Below are 23110 nucleotides of genomic sequence, written 5' to 3' on the forward strand. Positions count from 1 at the left end.
CTATTTTCAGATTACACTTTTATGCGTTTTTCGGCTAAATTCGACCTTAATTTCCAGACAATTAAACAAGATTTCAAATTAAATGAAGGTTATCCGGAAATTGAAAAATCTTGATTTTTTGTGAAAAAACACATGTCATTTACCTTGACTTAATAGTCAATTGACCATTGGTTCTGTTCACTTTACCAATTTAAAATGACTTCCCGTCGTGTTTGGGCTAATTTGCTTACACGATGAAACAATTATTATCAATTACAGCTCTTGCAATGTTACTGGTTACCGGAACATTTGCTCAAAGTACCTTCGAACGTACTTATAACTACGGAATGGGAACTTCTGTCTGTTCGCTTCCGAATGGCGAATTCATAACATCAACAAATTATCCGATGTATGGAATAGCAAAAATGGATGCGAATGGAAATATACTTTCATTCACCGGCATTCAGAATTCCACAATCAATTCAATGCGTATCACAAATGATGGCAACCTGATCTATACAGGAATGCAGATCGGCGATGGTTTTGCAATTGTTGCAAAAACTGATATGAGTGGAAATAATATCTGGACAAAATCTTTTGCTGCGGATGGATTTTCAGCATACACTGCAGGGGTTATTGCTCAGGCAGACAATACATATCTTATTAATATGGCAAGTAACGGTGGAACTACAAGTTCGCCGTATGAAATTTTCAAACTGGATGATTCAGGAACTGAATTATGGAGAAATTTTCCCGGCGATGGATATGCTGCCACTCATTCACTCATGAATACTAACAATCTGGTTCTTGATGCTTATACAACAAGTGTTGCTGATGAGTTTGGAATCATAACTCTTGCAGGTATTGATAATGCTACCGGCATCACACAATGGACAAGAACTTTCTATGATCCATCATTGCTGATTGATAATACATATCCCGGTTATTCACTTGCAGCAAACGGTGCTTGCCTTTCAAGTATGAATGATATCTACATGGTTGGATCAAAATCTTTGATGACTGAACCACTAGTTGGAACTCCATTTCAATTTATCATGAAAACAGATGATCTTGGAAATGTGATCTGGTCGAAAACTTTTTCTGAAGGGTCATTCAATCAGATAATTGAAACTTCTGATGGATGTTTTGTTGTAACCGGTAAATCTGCTACAAGCACAGGAATATTGATGATGAAATTCGACTCAAACGGAAATAGTCTGTGGTCGCAAACATTTAACCAATTCACTACATCAACAGGAATGGATTTTCACGAAACGGGTGATCAGGGATTTATCATAAGCGGTTTCGCTTACGAAGATGCAAGTCATCAATACTACACCTATGTTATCAAAACGGATGCTTTAGGAAATGTTGGTAATGTATCCACTATAATTTCGAAAACGAATTCAGCATTTAAGAATGCAACATTTGCACCAACGGTTTTACATGAAAGATCAACGATCACCATTCCTGCAGAATCAATTTCTTCAGGAAACAAAGCAATGATTGTTGATGTAACAGGAAGGATCCTTCGTCAGTTCAGAATCGATTCCGAAACTACTACAATCGAAAGAGGAACACTTGCATCAGGTGCTTATTCATTACTGATCACAAATCAGGATGGTTCAAGTGCAAACTTCAAATTTATTGTAGAATAATTATCTTGAAAAAATAACTGCTAATCAAAAGCAGATTTTAAAAATAGTATTTTGAATAGTTAATCATCGTCGCAAGGGCAGGATCGAAAGGTTCTGCTTTTTGCGTTAAAATAAAACACTAAGACCACTAAATTTTTAGCACAAGAACACAATGCTACATTTTTCATTAGTGCTCTTGTGACAAATTTTAGTGAACTTAGTGTTGAATTTTTTACAAATCCGCATCAAAAGTATTCCCATGATCCAGATCTCCAAAGTTGTAGCCATTATAAAACCATGTTCTTCTTTGTTCTGATGTACCATGAGTGAAAGCATCGGGAACAATAGTACCACGGGTTTGTTTTTGAATATTATCATCACCAACAGCGCTCGCAGCATTCAATGCTTCTTCAATGTCGCCGGGCTCTACAATTCCGGCTTCCTTATCGGCATAATGCGCCCAAACACCTGCATAATAATCTGCCTGAAGTTCAAGCTTAACAGAATACTTATTGTATTCACTTTCCGAAAGTCGTTCGCGCAAACGTTGCATTTTTTCCGATGTTCCCAAAAGATATTGAACATGGTGTCCAACTTCATGTGCGATTACATATGCCATAGCAAAATCACCGGAAGCATTGAAACGATTTTTTAATTCCTCATAAAAACTCAAGTCAATGTATAACTTCTGATCAGCCGGACAATAGAAAGGACCCGATTCAGCACCTGCATTTCCACATCCCGACTGTACCTGACCTCTGAATAAAACCAATGAAGGCTTTTCGTATTGCATACCTTTATCAGCAAAAACTTTTTCCCACACCACTTCTGTCTCAGCAAGTACTACGGAAACAAATTGCGCCATTGTATCTTCAGCAGCACTCTGCTCAGCAGTTAACTCCTGATTGGATTGCATTGAATTCAAGTTTGGCAATTGCGAGGGATCGCCTCCTAAAAAAGAATACAACAAATAAACCACAAGACCGACTAATCCGCCTCCGGTTGCAATTCCACCTGCTGACATCCCGCGTCTATCGTCGACATTTGAACTTCCACTTCTACCTCTCCAAAGCATAGTATTTATTTTTCTTTAAAGATATTTAAAAAAATTATTAGCGCGAAATTCTATTTATAAAAGAAAAGTGGCCTGATGAAAAATTCAGCGGCAGCAATGTGGCTTTTTCATACGCATATTTAAACCCCGGGGGCGCGCGATCAAAACGGCCCTTGATAAATGATTACAATAAAATAGAATTTACAGAATGAATTACAGTTGCTTACGCCCGGCAAGGGTAATCCCCCAATTTTCCCCGCTTGCCAGGCTATCCACCACTGGCGGACAGCTTTTTTAAATAAACAAATGACAAAATTTCAATTCAAATTCGTAACCGCGTAAATGATGGGACTTTTATGCAACAAACTCAATGGTATTGAAAATTTATTCGTAGCTAACAAAACCTTATCTTTGGGAATGAAGTGGAATGAAGTGGAATGAAATGGAATGAAGTGGAATGAAGTGAAGTGGAATGAAGTGAAGTGAAGTGAAAAATAATTTTTATACATTATTAGTTAATTAAAAAAACGTGTCAACATTCAGTAAAATAATTTCCATTCGTTGGGCAGATCTGGATCCGAATTTTCATCTTCGACATAGTGTGTATTATGATCTGGGATCACAATTCCGGGTTGAACTTTTAGACGAAGCCGGCCTTTCGATGCAAACAATGAAGGAACAAGGTTTCGGTCCGATTCTCTTTCGCGAAGAATGTATTTTTAAACGTGAGATTCTGATGGCTGATGAAATCACACTGACGGCGAAAATTCTAAAAATGCGTCAAGACGGTTCGAGGTGGACAATCCTACATGAATTTCTTAAGTCTGACAATACGCTTTGTGCTCAACTCACTCTAGATGGAGCATGGATGGATACTGTCAATCGCAGAATTGCAAACCCTACTCCGCAAATTGCTTTTGATGTTTTAAACCAATTTCCAAAAGCTCCGGGTTTTGAGCTGTTATAGTTTTTGGAAAATAAGTTTTACTCAATCAATAATTTCCCTGTAAACGATTCTCTTGTTATTGAATCAGTAATTTTTATAAAGTACAGCCCACTTGAAAAATTATTCATAACTATCGTGAAAGGTTTATTCTGTTCTGATATTTTATAAAGACATTTTCCTGTCACTGTTAAAATTTCAACTTCCAATTTAAAATTATCTTGTGAATTTATTTGTAATTGCCCTGAAGAATTTATCGGATTAGGATAAACACTGATTGCTTTTGCGAAATCGAAGTCATTTGTCGATGGACAAATTTCAAAGTCAACAACAACATCATCTGATGTACTACAACCATTTGAATCAATTGTAGTAACCGAATATTGAATAGTTGTAACTGTGGACGATGAAACCAGATAAGTTTGCGTCGGCGTTCCATCCTGCCATTCGTAATTTATAAATCCGGGGCCTGCGTCTAATTGCAAAATCTGATTTGTACAAATAACAGTGTCTTCAAACAGGTCAACTTGTACGGGAGAAAATATATTTACATTTATATAATCTGTATCTGAACAAACTCCATTTGAAAATGCAAGCGAATAAATTCCTGATGATGTTACTGAAAGTGTTGTATCGATGGATCCATTACTCCAGATCCACTGTAATATCCCCGGCGAATTCAGAACTACCGGATTAGTATTACACTGATAAATATCAGGACCAAGATCAAAAAATGGCAGCGAAATAAATGAAACTTGAATCGTATCAAACATACTGCACGAATTAGAATCAATTGCTTCGACAAAATAATTGCCACTTATACCGACGGTATCAGAATTTTCAAATGATCCGGTACTCCATCTGTACGCTGAATAATTTGTTCCGGCATTAAGGATAAATTCCGTTCCTGCACATAGAAGTGTGTCGGTACCAAGATCAGGCTTTACTGTTGCAATAACATTTAAAGAAATCGTATCGGAAAAATATTGATTCCCACCTTGAGTCAATTCTGCCCAATAGGAATTTGAAACTGTTGCGTAAATAGTTTGCGAAGTATCACCGGTATTCCACAAATAAGAATAGCCAACCGGCAAGGTAAGCGCTGTAGAATCTCCTGAGCAAATCGTGTTTGTTGAAGATGAAATGAGGGGCATTGACTGTGAATTTCCAAGACTGTCAGTTTTGATAACAAATGCTTTTGGACCTGCGCCATAGCTGTGTGTCGTTCCGGAAATTAAAAATCCGCCATCATCCGTCAATAACATATTAGAAAAAAATTCATCACCACTTTCGCCGAAATATCTTGTCCAGACCAAATTCCCCGACCAATCGTATTTTCTGATCATGATCTGCTGACCAAAATTTGTCTGTAATCGATCACCGGCTAAAATAAATGAACTGTCTGCCAATTGCCTTAATGCAATTTGTGACGACATTCCCGATGGCATCGACAGAGTCCATGATACACCTGCTATCGTATCATAATGCGTAATTTCATTTGCACTCGCCAGAATAAATCCACCACCAATTGCAGTGTCCATCGTTTGATACAATTCATTGAAATTATAATTTGAATAATTTCCTGATGCATCAAAAATCCGAAGATCAGAAGAATAATATTGTATAGTATCATAACAACCTATAAGGTGCGGACCAACTGCAGAAATTTCATTCGCTGAAAGAAACTGAAATGATTGTTTGGAAGGGTTTGATATATTTGATGATATGTCGCGCGACCATTGATAATTATTCAGGCTATCGATCTTGAAATAATATTCCGGATCATAACACATCTCACTGTTATTCCAAAAGCTATACAACATTCCATTATCAGGAGTATGATAAACTCCATGCGCCTGTGATCCACCAACAGCACCATATTCTCCTGTATGAAAAACTATGTTTCCAATTGAATCAGTCTGCTCTCTATACCCTGTAAAAATAGCCGAGTCTCTTCCGACAAAAAAATATTTGAACTGGTTGTCAACAGCAAGACAAATAGGTTTCAACCTGTATTTCTGAATTGAAAACCGATTGAACTCATTTCCATTTTCATCAATTCGGATTATTACAGGTAAATAATTATTGGCACAAAGGAAAGCGTAGTTTCCATCAGGTGTTTTTACGATATGCTGTCCTGATAAATTTTTCGTAGCATCAACATCAGAAAAAATTCTGAAAAAAGTTGACTGGGCAAAAATATTCAGGGAGCAAGTCAGGGCTGCCAGAATAAAAAATAAACTCTTCATTGTACATGTGGAATACAATGCAATGTATATAAATTTTAATTTTGACAAAACCTCTTTTGAAAAAGTTTAAATCTGTCGATGTACACAAAAACATTGTCAAAATAATCAGAAACATTTTTTTAATTTGGCAAAACCTTTCACTGACTAACTTGTCCAATGAAGATGAAGAAAATTCTCCTTATATCACTATTCATTGTTTTCAGCCAAATTTCAAAGGCTCAATTGTACTTTCCCCCTACAACCGGAAATTCATGGGACACACTTTCGCCCTCTTCATTAGGTTGGTGCCAGGACAAAATCGATACGCTTTTAAACTTTCTGGACTCAAAAAATACGAAAGCGTTCATCGTTTTAAAAGATGGCAAGATCGTCATTGAACATTACTTTGACACTTTTACGGTAGACAGTTTATGGTACTGGGCTTCTGCAGGAAAATCTCTGACATCTTTCTTAGTAGGCATGGCTAAACAAGACGGCTTCCTTAATTTAAGTGACAGCACATCGCAATATCTCGGGAGTGGCTGGACAATTTGTCCTCCGGCTAAAGAAGGAATGATCACCGTTCTTGATCAGCTTCGAATGACTTCCGGTTTGAATGATCTGGTGCCCGATAATTATTGCACTGATGATACATGCCTCGAATATCTTGCAGATGCCGGAACACGTTGGGCTTATCACAATGCGCCTTACACTTTACTGGATGGAGTAATTGAAAACAGTACCGGGCAGGCATTGAATCTTTACTTATTGAATAAAGTGAAAACTCCAACAGGAATAACGGGGAATTATTATCCTTCCGGCTACAACAGTCTGTTCATAAGCGTTCCAAGAAGTATGGCTCGTTTTGGATTGCTGATGTTGAATCACGGCAACTGGGATGGGAATCAGATCATGACTGATACAACTTATTACAATGAAATGATCAACACATCACAGAACCTGAATCCCTCATACGGGTATTTGTGGTGGCTGAATGGAAAACCGTCTTATCTCGTACCCGGACTTCAGATTCCTTTTCCAGGACCGCTGATGCCGCATGCACCATTAGACATGTATTCGGCATTAGGTAAGAATGGTCAGTTTATTAATATCGTACCGAGTCAGAATTTAGTTCTGGTAAGAATGGGAGATGCCCCCGGTGTTGGTGAAGTTCCGTTTTTGTTCAATGATTCTATTTGGGAGCGAATGCAGGATGTGATGTGTGGGACAACTGATATAAATTCAAATGCAGATAGAATTAGTATGAGTGAAATTTATCCGAATCCGACTTCAGGAAATTTATTTATTCAGTCTGATTTAAATTCTAATTACAGAATTTTGAATTTGTTAGGTGTTGAAGTTTTGAATGGAGAATTTTCAAAGGGTGAAAATAAATTGGATTTGACACGGTTGAACAATGGGATTTATTTTATTCAATCAGGAAGAGAATCTCAGAAAATATTATTATTGAAATAAACTTTACATCTATGAATTGCTTTTAAGCGCACAACTATATAAATTATTTCCCGCAGAATGCGCAGAACACGCAGAAAATCCGCAGAAATTCCTTTGGAATAATAAGTAATATGTAATCGTTTAATTTAGAAATGAAGTTTATTTTTGGTCTTGCGCCAAATCACATTTCAATTTCGATCTCGCAGAGATATCTGCGGATTTTCTGCGTGTTCTGCGCATTCTGCGGGAAATATTTTTCTGTAAATAATTACAATAGATCACTTCTCCGCTGTCATAAATTTACAATCCCTAAACACCCCATTCGAATTTTTTATTTCCAACTGATATGCATAACTCGATCTGGCAATACCTGATGCTGCCAGATCAAGTTTGATTTCATGATCACCTGCATTCAGGTTTTTTATTTCTATTGATTTGATAATTTTTCCCTGCAGATCGTACAGGTCAAATTTCACATCTGAGGTATTGATCAATTTAAATGGAACTGTTGTAAAATTGTCGAATGGATTTGGAAAATTCTGTCCGAGTGAAAATTGTTTGGCGGTTTCACGTTCAATATTCCCGACATGTGTTGCAACTCCACTTCCCTGAATTGTGACTTCAAGAAATGAATCATAGCCTCCGCTACCATTTGGAGTAAGTGTGGCCAGCTGATATGCATATCCATTTGCAAATACACCGTCATTGATGATTGGAACCGGATCAACACCATTTGTATAAATTGCCGGATTGGCAGAATAGATCGCCTGTTTTGCAGCTTCATCAAATGTTAACTGAGAAATTGCAGCATAAGACGAACTCACATAAACCTGAAAATGGATATGACATACACGACCCGGATACCAACCCGGAAGAATGGTGATGAAATTAACTTCGCCATTCGCATCTGTGATCTGATACCCTCTGAAATCCGTGAGTCCTGTTTGTGCACCATAACCTGAATAAACTCCATCCTTATCGCATTGCCAGATATTTACCCGCAGGTTTTCCATAGGTAAACAATTGTTTTCTCCGATGATCCTGAGTTTTAAATTCATTGTTACACCGGGTTTGCCTTCGGTGATATCCTGACGGAAGTAAAAATTATTTGCTGTAAGATCAAGAGGAAATGGTCCTGCAGTTTCTGACGGAATCAATACACATCCTCCCGAATTCACCGTTTCCGATGGGGAAGAAAAAACCTTTCCAAAAGGTATTAAGGCCGCAGCACCAGCTAAACCCGTAATTTTTAGAAATTCGCGTCTGTCGTTTTTCATGAAAAATCAGATTTTGTTACCAACATAAATCAATTAGGTATACTAAAGGTAAGTGTTCCTCCTATATGTTTTTCAAATAAAAAAAACCGGCAGAAGATTCTGAGATCTCCCTACCGGTTTCATGTGGTGGCTTTTCAATAAAACGCTAATTTTCCCTAATTGTCTTCGTCTTACTGATTCAAAAATAGTCATTGACTATTCACTGACACAATTTTAAGACAGGAATAATATTAAAAAAAGTTTTTTTTGATTTTGAAATGTGAAATGTTTTTTTTAAATGTGGATGAACCGGCCGGCTAATCTTCAAAAACACAAAAGCCCCCGGTACTTCGGAGGCCTTTGTGCATGAAAAAAACTTCTATTCTATTCTATTACTAACCTTATCGTTTTAACTTCTACTCCATCTGACTTAACAGAAAGGAAGTACATGCCTTTTGCAAATGTACTCAGATCCAGTTCATGCAAATTATTTCCTGTCTCCAGGTTCACATTTTCAATCAGCATGATCTTACCAACAAGATCTTCAATTTCAATCATGCAATCTGTATTAGATTCTGAATCGAAACTTAAGGTTAATTTTCCTGTCGTTGGATTTGGATATGCGCTGAAATCCGCTAAAGATTGAATCTCAGAATTTCCCTGACGACAGAATAAACTTACACTGACATTGTACAGAGCATGACTACTTGCACCGCAAGCATTGATCGCATTTGCACGAACGACAGCCGAAGAAGATATTGCTGTATTAAAATTGACTGTTGCGCTCAATCCTGATGGTGCAGGAATGATCGTAGCTCCACCTGTTACTAACCATGCATACGATGTAGCACCTGCAACAGGTAGTATAGTATAAACTACCGATGAGTTAGTTTTACATACAGCAGATGGTCCTGAAATAACCGGAGCCGGAGGCCGCGATGTTACAGTATAACAACGGGCAGGTCCGCTTCCGCAAGAGTTGAGAGCTGAAACACAAATGTTCGCTGAGGCCGATGTAAACGTCGGACCAAAGATCACATTTACTGATAATCCTGTGCTGCTTCCTACTATTGTAACTCCTGCTGGAACTGTCCACTGATATGATGTTGCGCCTGCAACTGCAACAATAGAATAAGTTGCCGTTGTATTGCACAAATTATTTCCCGGACCACTGATACTACCAGGCTGAACCGGAGTTGATCTTACAACAAACGATTTCACATAAGAACCACAAGCGTTCACCGCTGCTACAGTAACTGTTCCTGTTGTCCATGACGGACCGAAGTTGATCACTTGTGTCGTTGTCGTCGGACTTAGTGTATTTGTTCCAAGTGTTGCATCACCACTCACTGTCCATACATACGATGTTGCTCCTGTAACAACAGGCATTGAATACGTGCCTGAAGAATTTGCACATACATATGATGGTCCCGTCACAGCATAACCATGAGTCGGAATACCGGTGATCAGAATACCTTTCACAGCACTGTTGCCGAAACAATTGAATGCATATACCTGAACAGAGCCCTGAGTGAATCCTGCCGGAATACTTACTGTAATTGTATTCGTTCCCTGACCACTGATAATTGTTGCACCACCTGTGAGTGTCCAGTTATATCCAAGGGCATTCAATGCGCTTGTTGTATAAGTAACAATCGTTGGTCCGCAAACAATAACAGGTCCTGAAATACTTATCGGTACACCTGCATAAGTTGTGATCACCGGAATATTCATGCAACTAGGTGCACTGATTCCGCAAGGAGTAACTGCAGAGACACAAATGAATCCGCCTGCATATGTTGGTCCGAACGAAACAGAAATTGATGTTGTCGTTGAACTGCCTGTCGCTCCAGTCGGTAATGTCCAGATGTATGATGTTGCTCCCGGTACCGGTGTAATTGAATAAACAATTCCGGTTGTATTTCTACATGCACCCTTCGGACCCGTGATCGGTCCCGGAGTTGGTGGTGTTGTTCCTTGTGTATTTACAATTCCCGAAGCAGTTCCTGTACATCCATGTGAATCTGTAATGATACATGTATACGTGCCTGCTGCAAGATTCGTAATTGTCTGAGTAGTTTGTCCACCCGGACTCCATACATAAGTATAAGGAGGGAATCCGCCAGTTGGATTTACAGTAGCAGTTCCTGTTGCACCAAGACAATTTGTTGGTGTTGTTGTAACTGTTCCTTCCACTTTCGGAGGCTGAGTGATTGTAATTACAATCGTCTGAACACATCCGTTTGCATCTACTACTGTGATCTGATGAGTACCGGCTGTAAGAATTACAAAACCTGTTCCCTGATATGGACCTGTTCCACCGGTAGCAGAAATAAATACTTCAGATGTTCCACCATAACAATTGATCGGTGTTGCATTGTAATTAATCACAATTGGTGATGGCTGAGTAACTGTTACAGTTACCGAACCTGAACAACCGTTAGCATCTGTTACAGTGTAAGTATACGTACCTGCACCAACATTAAATGTTCCGGTTCCAACGTATGGTGGTGTTCCACCTGTTGCTGAAACTGTTACACTTCCATTTGTTCCGCCGAAGCAAGGGACATTGATTGTTGTCGCAGTTACATTGATTGTATTTACAACATTCGGAATGATGACCTGACAACAGATCACATCACCGCATGCATTGGTAATACAAACATTGTAGATTCCAGGAGGTGCCGTAATACAAGGACCACCATTTTCTACACCTTGAGGAAGGTTAGTCCAGTTGTATGACACAACAGGACAACGGAAACATTCTACCTGAAGGCATGCACTACCTAATCCGGTTGCACAATTTACCGGAGTAATTGTTGGCAGGACAGCAGGAACACGGAAACCATAATGTGTCAACTGACCATTGCATGAAACGACTGTAAATGTTATCGAATCACATGCTGTGAGGTTTTCTCTTATAAATGATGGCGAATGATTATCCCAGTACCACGTGAAGTTTCCACAATTGTTTTCTTCAAATACCGGTGTTACTGCTAATCCGCAATTAGTGAAATTGAAATGTACTAACGGTGGAGTTACAACGGCATCAGTAAGTGTATAACAGCAAGTGACCTGTTGTCCTGCACCATTTGTGATTGTTACACAATACGTACCAGCAGCTAAATTGGAGATACATTGTGTTGTAGCTTCATTCGACCACTGATAAGTAAATGGTCCTTCACCGAAACATACATTCACACACAAACTACCGTTTGCCTGACAACAAGTCGGCTGAACGACATTTGTAAATGATATTCCCGGAGCAGTAAGGTATACTGTAACTGAACATCCTCTGCTATCAGTAATTGTGACATAAAGAGATGTACATGGATTACTCAGTGTAATACACTCAGTAGTTCCGCCGCCTAACCATTCATATGTATATGGTCCGCATCCGCCTTGTGCTATAACACACACTCCTGTACCACAATTTGAATATGTGACTAAACCTGTCAGAGGTGGAACTGTTGATGGCACAACTACAGTTTGCTGAACCAGATTTCCACATCCATCCTGGATGAACATAATATATGTTCCTGCCTGAAGATTACAGAAGATCGTTGAATCCTGTGTTTGTGCTACACTGTATGATAACATCGGATTACAAGGATGAATGAATGTGTAACTGTACCACAGACAACAACCGTTAAACGTTGCATTGATACAACCCATACCTCCGCATCCTGCAGGTTCAATACTCACTACTGTTATAGTTGGCAAAGGTGTAGCTGGATCGTCACAATTACAATCATTGTCAACAACAACTGTATCGTGAACGATAGTAATACAACCAACTGAATCTGTAATTTCTAAAATATAATTTCCGGCAACAAGGTTTGAAATGTCTTGCGTTGTTGCTCCTGTATTCCAGCTGTATGTAAATGGCGGATAACCTCCTGCAACTTCTACATCTATTCCTCCATGCAGATTATCGCATGTGATGTCATACACTGTATCTGTTACGTGAATGATCTGCGCTGAATCTCCCGGTGGAAGATAAATATTACAACACACTCTGTTTCCACATGAATCTGTTATACAAAGTGTATAAATTCCTGAAGGAACATTGTTATAACAAGGCAGATTGTTTGGAACACCTGCAATAATTGGCGCCCACTCGTATGATACAACCGGACAAGCAAAACATTCCGTTGCTACACAAATAGAACCAACTCCTGTATGACAATCAACAGGAATTAAAGCAGGTAATATTCCCGGAACTCTAAAGCCGTGATAGTATTCTGTTCCATCACACATCACAATAGTGAGTGTAAGTGAATCACATGAATGTGCCTGTTCGAAGAATGGCTCTGTACTTCCATTTTGCCAATGATATGTAAACGGACAACCATTACTTTCCATGTATGCATTTACAACAGATCCACAATTCAATACATCGAAATGTACTGTTGGAGGAATAACCGGTGCAGCATTCAAAGTATAACAACATGTCACTTGTTGACCAAGTGCATTTGTAATTGTTACACAATATGTACCCGGCGCTAATCCCTGGATACATTCTGTTGTTGCTTCATTCGACCACTGATAAGAAAGCGGACCTTGTCCGAAGCAAGCTGTTACACAAATGCTTCCATTATTCTGACAACAAGTTGGCTGAACGGCATTAAATGAAATACCAGGTGCTGTTAAATAAACAGTGATAGAACATCCTCTGCTATCTGTAATTGTAACATACAATGATGTACAAGGATTGTTGAGTGGAATACACTCAGATGTAGCTCCACCTAACCATTCATAAGTATATGGACCACAACCGCCTTGTGCTATCACACAAACTCCTGTTCCGCAATTTGTATAATTAATGAGTGCAGTCAATGGTGGTGCTGATGACGGAACAACAACCGTTTGCTGAACCATATTTCCACAACCATCCATTACAAAGAGTGTATACGTTCCTGCATTCAGATTACAGAAGATCGTTGAATCTTTTGTTTGCGGTACGCTATAAGAAAGTGCAGGATTACAAGGATGAATGTATGTGTAACTAAACCACAGACAACAGCCTGTAAATGTTGCATGAATACAACCATCGCCACGACAATTATCAGGTTCAACACTCACAACAGTTATTGTTGGTAAAGGTGTTGCAGGATCGTCACAGTTACAATCATTGTCAACAACAACTGTATCGTGAACGATAGTTATACAACCAACTGAATCTGTAATTTCCAGAACATAATTTCCGGCAACAAGATTAGTGATGTCCTGAGTAGTTGCTCCTGTATTCCAGCTGTATGTAAATGGCGGATAACCTCCCGCAACTTCTACATCAATTCCGCCGGTCAGATTATCACAACCAATATCATAAACGGTATCCGTTACATGAACGATCTGTGCGGAGTCTCCCGGTGGAAGATAAATCGTACAACATACTCTGTTACCACAAGAATCAGTTACGCATAACGTATAAATTCCTGATGGAACATTGTTGTAGCATGGTAAATTATTTGGTGTACCCGCAATGATCGGTGCCCATTCGTAAGATACAACAGGACATTTGAAACATTCTGTCGCAACACATATAGAACCGACTCCTGTATGACAATCAACAGGAATCAATGCAGGTAATATTCCCGGAACTTTAAATCCATGGTAATACTCTGTTCCGTCACACATCACAATTGTGAGCGTAAGTGAATCACAAGAGTGCGCTCCTTCGAAGAATGGTTCCGTACTACCATTTTGCCAATGATAAGTAAACGGACAACCATTGCTTTCCATGTAAGCATTTACTACGGATCCGCAATTCAGCACATCGAAATGTACATCAGGTGGAATAACCGGCGCTGCATTCAATGTGTAACAACAAGTGACTTGTTGCCCAAGTGCATTTGTGATCGTCACACAATATGTTCCCGGAGCAAGTCCCTGGATACATTCTGTCGTTGCTTCATTCGACCACTGATAAGAAAGTGGTCCTTGTCCGAAGCAAGCTGTTACACAAATGCTTCCATTGTTCTGACAACAAGTTGGCTGAACGGCATTAAATGAAATGCCAGGTGCAGTTAAATAAACAGTGATTGAACATCCTCTGCTATCTGTAATTGTAACATAAAGACTTGTACAAGGATTGTTCAGAGTAATACACTCAGTCGTTGCGCCACCTAACCAATCATAAGTATATGGACCACATCCGCCTTGTGCTATCACACAAACTCCTGATCCGCAATTTGAATAGTTGACCAGTGCTGTAAGTGGTGGTGCTGATGACGGAACAACAACGGTTTGCTGAACCATATTTCCACAGCCATCACTTACAAAGATTGTATATGTTCCTGCAGCGAGATTACAGAAGATTGTTGTATCTCTTGTCTGAGGTATACTATAAGAAAGTGCAGGATTACAAGGATGGATATAAGTATAACTATACCACAGACAACAGCCTGTAAAGGTTGCATGAATACAACCATCGCCGCGACAATTATCAGGATCAACACTAACGATATTGATCGTTGGAAGAATTGGTTCCGGAAGTGAATCACAATTACAATCGTTATCGACAACTACTGTATCATGAACGTATGTTATACATCCGATCGAATCCGTGATTGCAAGAGTATAGTTTCCGGCAACAAGATTGCGGATGTCCTGAGTTGTTGCGCCCGTATTCCAACTGTATGTAAACGGCGGATAACCTCCTGCTACTTCTACATCAATTCCTCCAAACAAACTATCACAGGTAATGTCATAGACCGTATCTGTAATATGGATTACCTGAGCCGAATCTCCCGGCGGCAAATAGATCGTACAACACATCCTGTTTCCACATGAATCTTCTATACAAACTGTATAAATTCCCGATGGAACATTATTGTAACATGCTAAATTATTTGGTGTACCTGCAATGATTGGTGCCCATTCGTAAGATACGATCGGACATTTGAAACATTCTGTAGCAACACAAATAGAACCAACTCCTGTATGACAATTAACAGGTGTAATAGATGGTATTACTCCCGGAACTTTGAATCCGAAATAGTACTCTGTACTATCACACATTATTACCGTCAGCGTGAGTGAATCACATGAGTGTGCCTGTTCGAAGAATGGTTCTGTACTTCCATTTTGCCAATGGAATGTATATGGACAACCATTTGCATTGATATAAGCATTAACGATCGCACCACAATTCAATACATCGAAATGTACATCAGGAGGAATTACTGTTCCATCCGTTAATGTATAACAACAAGTAACCTGCTGACCATTTGCATTTGTGATCGTAACACAATATGTGCCGGCTGGTACACCAGTGATACATTGTGTTGTCGCACCATTACTCCAGGAATATAAATATGGTCCTTGTCCGAAACAAACATTCGCACACAAACTTCCGTTTGCAAGACAACATGTTGGCTGAACTATATTATCGAATGTAACTGTTGGTGGCGAAACTGTCATTGTTACTGAACAGCCATTTGCGTCTGTAATTGTTACTACGAGATCCACGCAAGGAGTGAAGTTAGTGATGCATCGTGTTGTTTCTCCATTCGACCATAAGTATGTATATGGTCCGCATCCACCTTCTGCACCGACACAAATTTGTGCGCCGCAATTCGAATACGTAACGAATGCAAGTAATGGCGGAACCAGCGATGGTACAACGACCGTCTGCGTCGCAGTATTTCCACAAGGATCTTTTACAATTATTGTATACGTTCCGGCAGGAAGATTACAGAAGATCGTTGAATCTAATGTTGGTCCAACTGTATCTATCAGTAATGGATTACATAAACTCTGATAGATATAACCATATCTCAGACAACAACCTGTAAACGTCAGATTGATACATCCACTTCCATTACAACTATCCGGTGTGACACTCACAACAGTAATAGTTGGTGGCGGCGGTGCCGGAATATTATTACAGCCACAATCGGTTTCTACTCTTACTGTATCATAAACGATCGTTTCACATCCTGTTGAATCTTCAATGATCACATTGTAAGCTCCTGCTGCAAGATTTCTTACCTCAGCAGTTGTTTCACCTGTACTCCATAAATATGAATACGGCGGAACTCCACCTTCAACGAAAACTTTCATTCCACCATAGATACTATCGCAGTTGATATGATACACTGTATCTGTAACAACAATTACTGTAGAATCAAATGGAACCGTAACACAACATGAATCGATACAACCACAACAGCTGATCACTTTCACGCAATATGTTCCCGGTGCTGCATTCTCAATGAATGGCCCTGTATGTCCATTGTCCCAGACGTACTGGAAGTTCTGACAAGCGCCATTATTTACAATGTTAACTCCGACTGTATAATGACAATTCACAACAGTCGATGTACACGCAACAACAAATGTCTGCGGCGTGAAACATACGTTATCAATTCCTACTACCTCACCTACTCCTCCTGATACTTCAGTTACAAAAATTACTTCCGTAACATTTGAAGCAACTGATTGCCAGTCTGCAATTGTTGCAGGAGCAATTGGTGTCCATGTACCTCCGGCATTTGGTAATGGGAATGTATCAATGCTAGTACATGCAACAACTTTTTTCCACGGACTATTTTCATTGATGATCTGAGTTGATGTATACAAAAATCCTCTGTTGGTGACACTGTTCCAGATCTTAAATTGAGGTTGTATGTTCGGCGAACCGGAGACACCATCATTTATAACTTTGAAATCGTACGAGAATTTTCCACAACACCATTTACCGTCAAATACGGTATCGCCTATGACGGCCGATGCCCCCGGCTGATCTGTTGCCTGAATATAAATATCACCGGCATATTGTCCGACAACATTATTTGTAATAACGTTTACGTTCGGCTCAAGAATATATGGTGCAAAATTATTTGTTAGTCCATTAGTGAAATCCTGACATGTTGTGTCAACACATTCCGACACATCTACAATTGGAGTACAACAATCCTGGAATGTAATTTTCAATGTATCCGATGTATCCGAACATCCCCATGAATTACTTGCAATCAATCTGAACATTCCACCCGGAGGTAAAACTGTTAGGTTCTGACTTGCACTATAGAATACGAATGTCGGACCGACAAGCATTTCCCAGGTGTAAGAAGCAAATCCAAATGGTCCCGGAATTATTACCGACGGACATTCATTACAGAATTCATAACAACCCGAAGGCACGCATGAAAGATCCGGTAATGGATGTATGGTAAGAATATTTGAAACTGCAGAACAACCAAACTGATTCGTTGCTGTAACATAATAATCACCTTGCATTGCTGCTGTGATCGATGTTCCTATTTGTCCTGTGCTCCATGTATAGACTACCAATGGCGCCGGAACAGGAGTTGCATTGAACGTGAATAATTGTCCTTCACATAACACTCCACCCGGATTAGAAGTAATGAATGGAGTTACAGGCGAAGGATTTACAATTACTGTGATCGTATCAGTTTTTGTACAACCATAACTATTCGTAACAACAACAGAGTACAATCCTGCATCTGTCAATTGCATATTCGGTACAATGAATGGATTAGTATTTCCTGTTACTGCAGGACCATTCCACAAATATGTTGCACCACCTTCAGGCGGAGTTTGTAATTGCAACTGATCGCCTTCACACATCACTGTATCGCCTGTAATATTTGCAACAGGTTTAGGATTTACTGTTACAGTTACCGGTGCTATTGCAGGAAACGCACAACCGGTTGCCGTCTGAACGATGACTGAATAAGTTCCGGATACTGTAACATACAATCCGGGTTGTGTATTTGCGGGAGCAGTTAATGCAGGTGTTGGTGACTTAGACCACAGATATGTTGCACCTGTCGGAGATACAGTCAATAAAACTGAATCGCCTTCACAGAATGTCAATGGGCCTGATGCAACAATTGTTGCTGATGAAGGAATCGGATCAATGTTAACAGTGTACGATGCTGATGCTGTACATCCGTTAGCACCTGTTACTGTTACCTGATAAGTTTGTAAACCTGTTCCAACAGGAACGATATTCAGATTTGGTGCATTTGTTCCAACAGGAATATTTCCCGGCATTTTTGTCCAGGCAAAATTAATTCCTGCTGCGCCTGTTTTTATATCGAGTGCTTCACCCTGACAATAATTTGTTTGTCCGGTGATGACTACTGTCGGTGATTTTAATACTGTGACCTGAACAGGACCGGCTGTATATGGACAACCTTGATTATCGGTTCCTGTTACTTTATAGAAGCCTGATGTTTTTACATAAACCGGATTATCAGGGACCGGTGCAGGACTTATAAATTGCCATACATACGGACCAAGTCCTGATGCTGTTAGTTTTACTGAGTCACAAGTACCCGGCGTAACTGTAATTGATCCTGCATTTGGTACGAGTACACTTACACTTTGCGATGCAGTACTTGAACATCCGTAAATATCAGTTACTGTTAATGTAGCTGTGAATGGTCCCGGTGCATTTGCATAGATCAGACTTGATGGATTTAAATTATCTGATGCTCCATTTCCATTATTAAATAATCGTGATGCTTCATTCGCAATATTCACTGAAAGATCTGTGAACAATGCCGGTGAGCCCTGACAAACAGGAGAGGAAACACTGAAGTTTGCTGAGATCGGTACGGGAACAACAATGGTTGTTGTCACCGAACATGTAGCCAGTGTAACCGGATCAAATGCTGAAAGTGTGATGACGTGTGTACCCGGAGTTAATGTGATCGGTCCAGGGAATGCAGTAGTTGCAATCGTTGTTGATGTCGTAACATCAAACCAATTCCAGTTATAGCTCGCTGCACTTCCTACAAATAAAGATGTATTTGCAAAAACAGCTTGCATTACTCCTGATCCATTACATGCAAACGATGTTGTATAACTAAGATCAAATGGAATTGTAACTATTCTGCTGTATGGGAATGTATCAATGCAGATTCCTCCTGATGAATTTGTTCCTGTACCAATTCCCCAGACTGTTACTTTATAAAGTCCCGGAATTGGATAGGTATGTGAAACCGGAGAAATATTTCCTGCTGTTCCGCCATCACCGAAGTCCCATTCGTATAATGTGGCATTTCCTGTTTTTGTAAATGTTGTAGATAAACATACCGGTGGTGTTGAAGTAAAATTAATTGTATCTGTAATTGTACATCCCGGTGGTGGTGGTGGACATGGTACTGCTGTTACTGTTATTGCATTCGATGTTTTAGTACAACCAAATGCATTAGTCACAACAACAGAGAATGTTGTTGGACCGGAAACACTTTGCGTTATCGATGGAGTAACACCTGATGGTGTCCATGCAAAAGAATATCCTGCCTGATTCACTGCTGCCATCGTTACTGTTGCAGGGAAAGAACAAACTGTATACGGCCCCGTAATGATTGCAAGCGGTAATGGATTGATAGTAACACTTGATGTGATTGATTTCGTACATCCATTAGCATCAACAACAGTTAATGAAAGCGGATAAGTTCCTGTTGAACCATATGTCACAACAGGATTTGCAACTGTTGCTGATCCCGGACTTCCGCCTGAGAATGACCAGTTGTAATTTACACCGCCTGTTCCTGTGAATGTAAGCGGCGCACCGATACACGATGGTGATGGCAATCCGATTCCAGGAGTTGGCAATGGATTAACAGTAACAACGAATCGTAAGATTGTATCGATACAAGTTGATTGCAAATGTAGTCTCACAGTATCAACTCCCGGAGTATTCCATTTTATAGTTAAAGCGTTCGGAGTATTTCCTGTAATGTTTCCAAGCACCGGTGCCGATAACGACCAGTCATAACTTCCACCAAGAAATAATGGTTCTGCGAAAGTGTACGAAACCGTTGATCCAAGACAAACGCTTGCTGGTCCGGTGATGATTGGAATTATTGGTACTGTATCTACTGTAATAGTAGTATATGCTGTATCAGAACATCCGGCAGCATTCGTCACATACAACTGAATGTTGAATGTTCCTGATGATGCATAAGTATGAGTAGGATTTTGTAGTGGCGATGTGAATGCATCTCCAAAACTCCAGTTCCAGATCGGTCCCGGACTTGTTGTTGTGAAACTTACAAGATCACCCAGGCATGGATTCAATGGAGCATAGCTGATGCTTGGTACCGGTGGCAATGGAATTAAATTCACAGGAAGCATGACTGAATCTTCATAGCATCTTGAGATCTTTAATTTCACAACCGGCGGTGTTGCTGCACTCACCCAATTGATCGTAACAAAATTCAATCCGTTTGCCGTGATAATATTTCCTGCTGATGCCGGAACGATTGACCACGTATATGTTCCATTGCTGATCAATGGTGGCGGAATTGAATAAGTGATCGTACTCTTCACACAAGCGATCGGTGCGCTTGATGTGATGACAGGCAATGGGAAATTCGGCCAAGTCACTACATTATAATTTGCAGTTGAACTTGAAACACATCCCGGTGCGGCAGTCATTGTCTGATAAACAGAAAGTGTTCCTCCGCCTGGTCCCCATGTTACGGAAACACTGCTTCCGTTGATCGGTGGATTCAAAACTCCGCCTGTTACATTCCAGGTGTATGTTACACCACTCATGTTTGGAGCAGTACTATAGAAGTATGGTTGTCCGGCACAAACTGTATCCGGTCCGGTGATGACATTCGGTGTCAGCACTTGCACAACTTCTACAGTTGTCATTGCTGAATCATTGCAATAAACTCCCGGTGGTGCGTATGCAGTTAACTGATATACTCCTGCACCTGCATTCCATGTATAAGCATTGAAGGCAGCTGTGTTTGCAAAAGGAATTACTGTTGCAGTCGGAGTTACTAATTGCCATGATGTTCCCGGAGCAATTGTATTGTTTGTAAGATTCATTCCGTTGAATGGTGCGCTTACAACTCCCGGACAAACTTTCGCAGGACCTGAAATTCCGAATACCGGTTTTACATTTATGGTGATCAGACCTATTCCACCACAACCCGGATCTTCATTGCAACTTCCATCAGGTAAATTACATCCTGAACCTGTGAGTACATTCTGATAATTTATCTGCAGTTGTACAATTCCGAAAAATCCGGGAGCCCATTGAATGGTCACGCAACATGTTCCGTTGCCTGTGACAGTTCCAGCATTGGCAGGAAGTAATTCCCAGCTATGAGAATTTCCGGGAATACATTGTACGCAATATGTCGATGAACTTCCTGCACAAACAACAGTGTCACCAGCGATCGGCAATGTTGCCGGAACGATGTCGACTGTTTTGATTGTTGCAATGTTACATGTTGATGGCGGTGTACATCCTGAAACGCTCAATGAAATTGTTCCATTCGGACCTGCGCCCCAGATCACTGTTGCAGAATCGCTGGTTGATGCAGGTGGTGCAGGATAAAATGCTCCGCCGCTCACACCCCAGGTATAGGATGTACAATTTGCACTTGTATGATAAGTCACAGTATCACCCGGACAAACGACAGAGATGCAAAAGATATCCGGTCCGGTTGCTGAATCTACAACGACTGTGAATGCAGTATCATGTCCGACTCCGCAATCATCAAAAACAGTAAGAGTATCGTAGTATGTTCCCGGCGGATAATGCCATGCCGGTTCAGTGTGAGTTTGATTACTTGAATAAAATCCATTTCCAAAATTCCAAAGTCTTCCTGTTGTTCCTGTTGAATTGTCGGTGAATGTTATTGTTTGTCCGTTACAAATATTAATTACACCAACAACAATTGGCGGTGAAGTTGTAAAGCTGATCACATATGGTGTTGGTGGATTACGAATTACATTTTGTGTACATGAATCTATTCTTCCACTCAAATCGCGCACATACCATTTCACTACTGTAGTTCCCACAGGAAATACACCCGGAGAATTATTCCACATAGAATCAAACACACAATCAGCCGGAGGTCCACCCGGACCAGTTCCGCCGCCTGCAGTTTGAGTAGTATCAGTGTATGTCGGTGGTAAAAGAACGATCAATGAATCCGGAAGTCCGAAACAGAAAGATGTATCGCGGCAATTCAGGTGACAACAACTTTGTCCGACTGTTACCGGACATTGCACAGTCACGTTATTTGCATCGCGCACACTGAACACATATGTTCCCGGACAAAGTCCACCTACGCAAGTCATATTAAGAACTGGTCCGCTCGGTGTCGGAAGAAATATTGAATAAGGTGCCAATCCACCTGTGATCGTAATCCCCGCCGAACAATTACACGGTTGTCCTGATGAGCAGCAATTTGTACTACACAACGGATCCGGCACAACAGTCAATGGTCCTTGTGCAAACACACCCGAGTGCATCAACACAAAAATGCACAACATCCGAAAGAACTGCTTCACTCCCTTCTGCGTCAAGGAAGCTCCATTCTCCTGTTTAATTAGAATCGGCTTAGAATCATGCAAGCAAATTTCAAAATAAGCTACAAGTTCTTTCAGGATGTTGTACATGTGTTTCATGGTGGTTGTGATTATGCGTGTGTGTAAATTCAGTTTGAGTGTGTGGTGTGTAGTGTGGGCGTATATGTGACGGCTCTTCGTATTTTGTTTTCTGTTTTTCGTTATTCGGGATTTTTCATTTCACTTCATTTTACTTCATT

At 40.2% G+C, this 23110-nt stretch carries 7 protein-coding genes; 3 read left to right on the top strand and 4 right to left on the bottom strand.

Annotated features, from left to right (window positions below; translation table 11 throughout):
- The first annotated feature begins 233 nt into the window (after nucleotides 1–233).
- Nucleotides 234–1637 carry a hypothetical protein gene (locus IPL24_15240; GenBank protein ID MBK8364960.1) on the top strand — a complete coding sequence of 468 codons (1404 nt, stop codon included), beginning with the start codon at nucleotides 234–236 and terminating at the stop codon, nucleotides 1635–1637.
- Nucleotides 1638–1848: 211 nt separating this feature from the next.
- On the opposite strand, the gene IPL24_15245 is transcribed toward IPL24_15240, so the two are convergent.
- Nucleotides 1849–2691, bottom strand: a complete 843-nt coding sequence (locus tag IPL24_15245) for a neutral zinc metallopeptidase (GenBank protein MBK8364961.1) — start codon at nucleotides 2689–2691, stop codon at nucleotides 1849–1851.
- Nucleotides 2692–3199: 508 nt separating this feature from the next.
- Between IPL24_15245 and IPL24_15250 the strand changes: the two genes are divergently transcribed.
- Complete coding sequence (locus IPL24_15250) at nucleotides 3200–3637, top strand: thioesterase family protein (protein ID MBK8364962.1); 438 nt, start codon at nucleotides 3200–3202, stop codon at nucleotides 3635–3637.
- 17 nt (nucleotides 3638–3654) lie between these two features.
- On the opposite strand, the gene IPL24_15255 is transcribed toward IPL24_15250, so the two are convergent.
- Nucleotides 3655–5910: a T9SS type A sorting domain-containing protein gene (locus IPL24_15255; GenBank protein MBK8364963.1), complete on the bottom strand. Its 2256-nt coding sequence runs from the start codon at nucleotides 5908–5910 to the stop codon at nucleotides 3655–3657.
- Nucleotides 5911–6024: 114 nt separating this feature from the next.
- Here IPL24_15255 and IPL24_15260 point away from each other — a divergent pair, with 114 nt between their 5' ends.
- Nucleotides 6025–7317 carry a serine hydrolase gene (locus IPL24_15260; protein ID MBK8364964.1) on the top strand — a complete coding sequence of 431 codons (1293 nt, stop codon included), beginning with the start codon at nucleotides 6025–6027 and terminating at the stop codon, nucleotides 7315–7317.
- A 257-nt stretch (nucleotides 7318–7574) separates the two neighbouring features.
- Here IPL24_15260 and IPL24_15265 read toward each other — a convergent pair whose 3' ends face one another.
- Entirely contained in the window at nucleotides 7575–8573 is a 999-nt protein-coding gene (locus tag IPL24_15265) for a T9SS type A sorting domain-containing protein (protein ID MBK8364965.1), read from the bottom strand.
- A 363-nt stretch (nucleotides 8574–8936) separates the two neighbouring features.
- On the bottom strand, nucleotides 8937–22961 hold the full coding sequence (locus tag IPL24_15270; GenBank protein MBK8364966.1) for a PKD domain-containing protein: 14025 nt from the start codon (nucleotides 22959–22961) through the stop codon (nucleotides 8937–8939).
- Between the last annotated feature and the right edge of the window lie 149 nt (nucleotides 22962–23110).

The sequence above is a fragment of the Bacteroidota bacterium genome, from assembly GCA_016711505.1.
Taxonomy (GTDB): domain Bacteria; phylum Bacteroidota; class Bacteroidia; order AKYH767-A; family 2013-40CM-41-45; genus JADKIH01.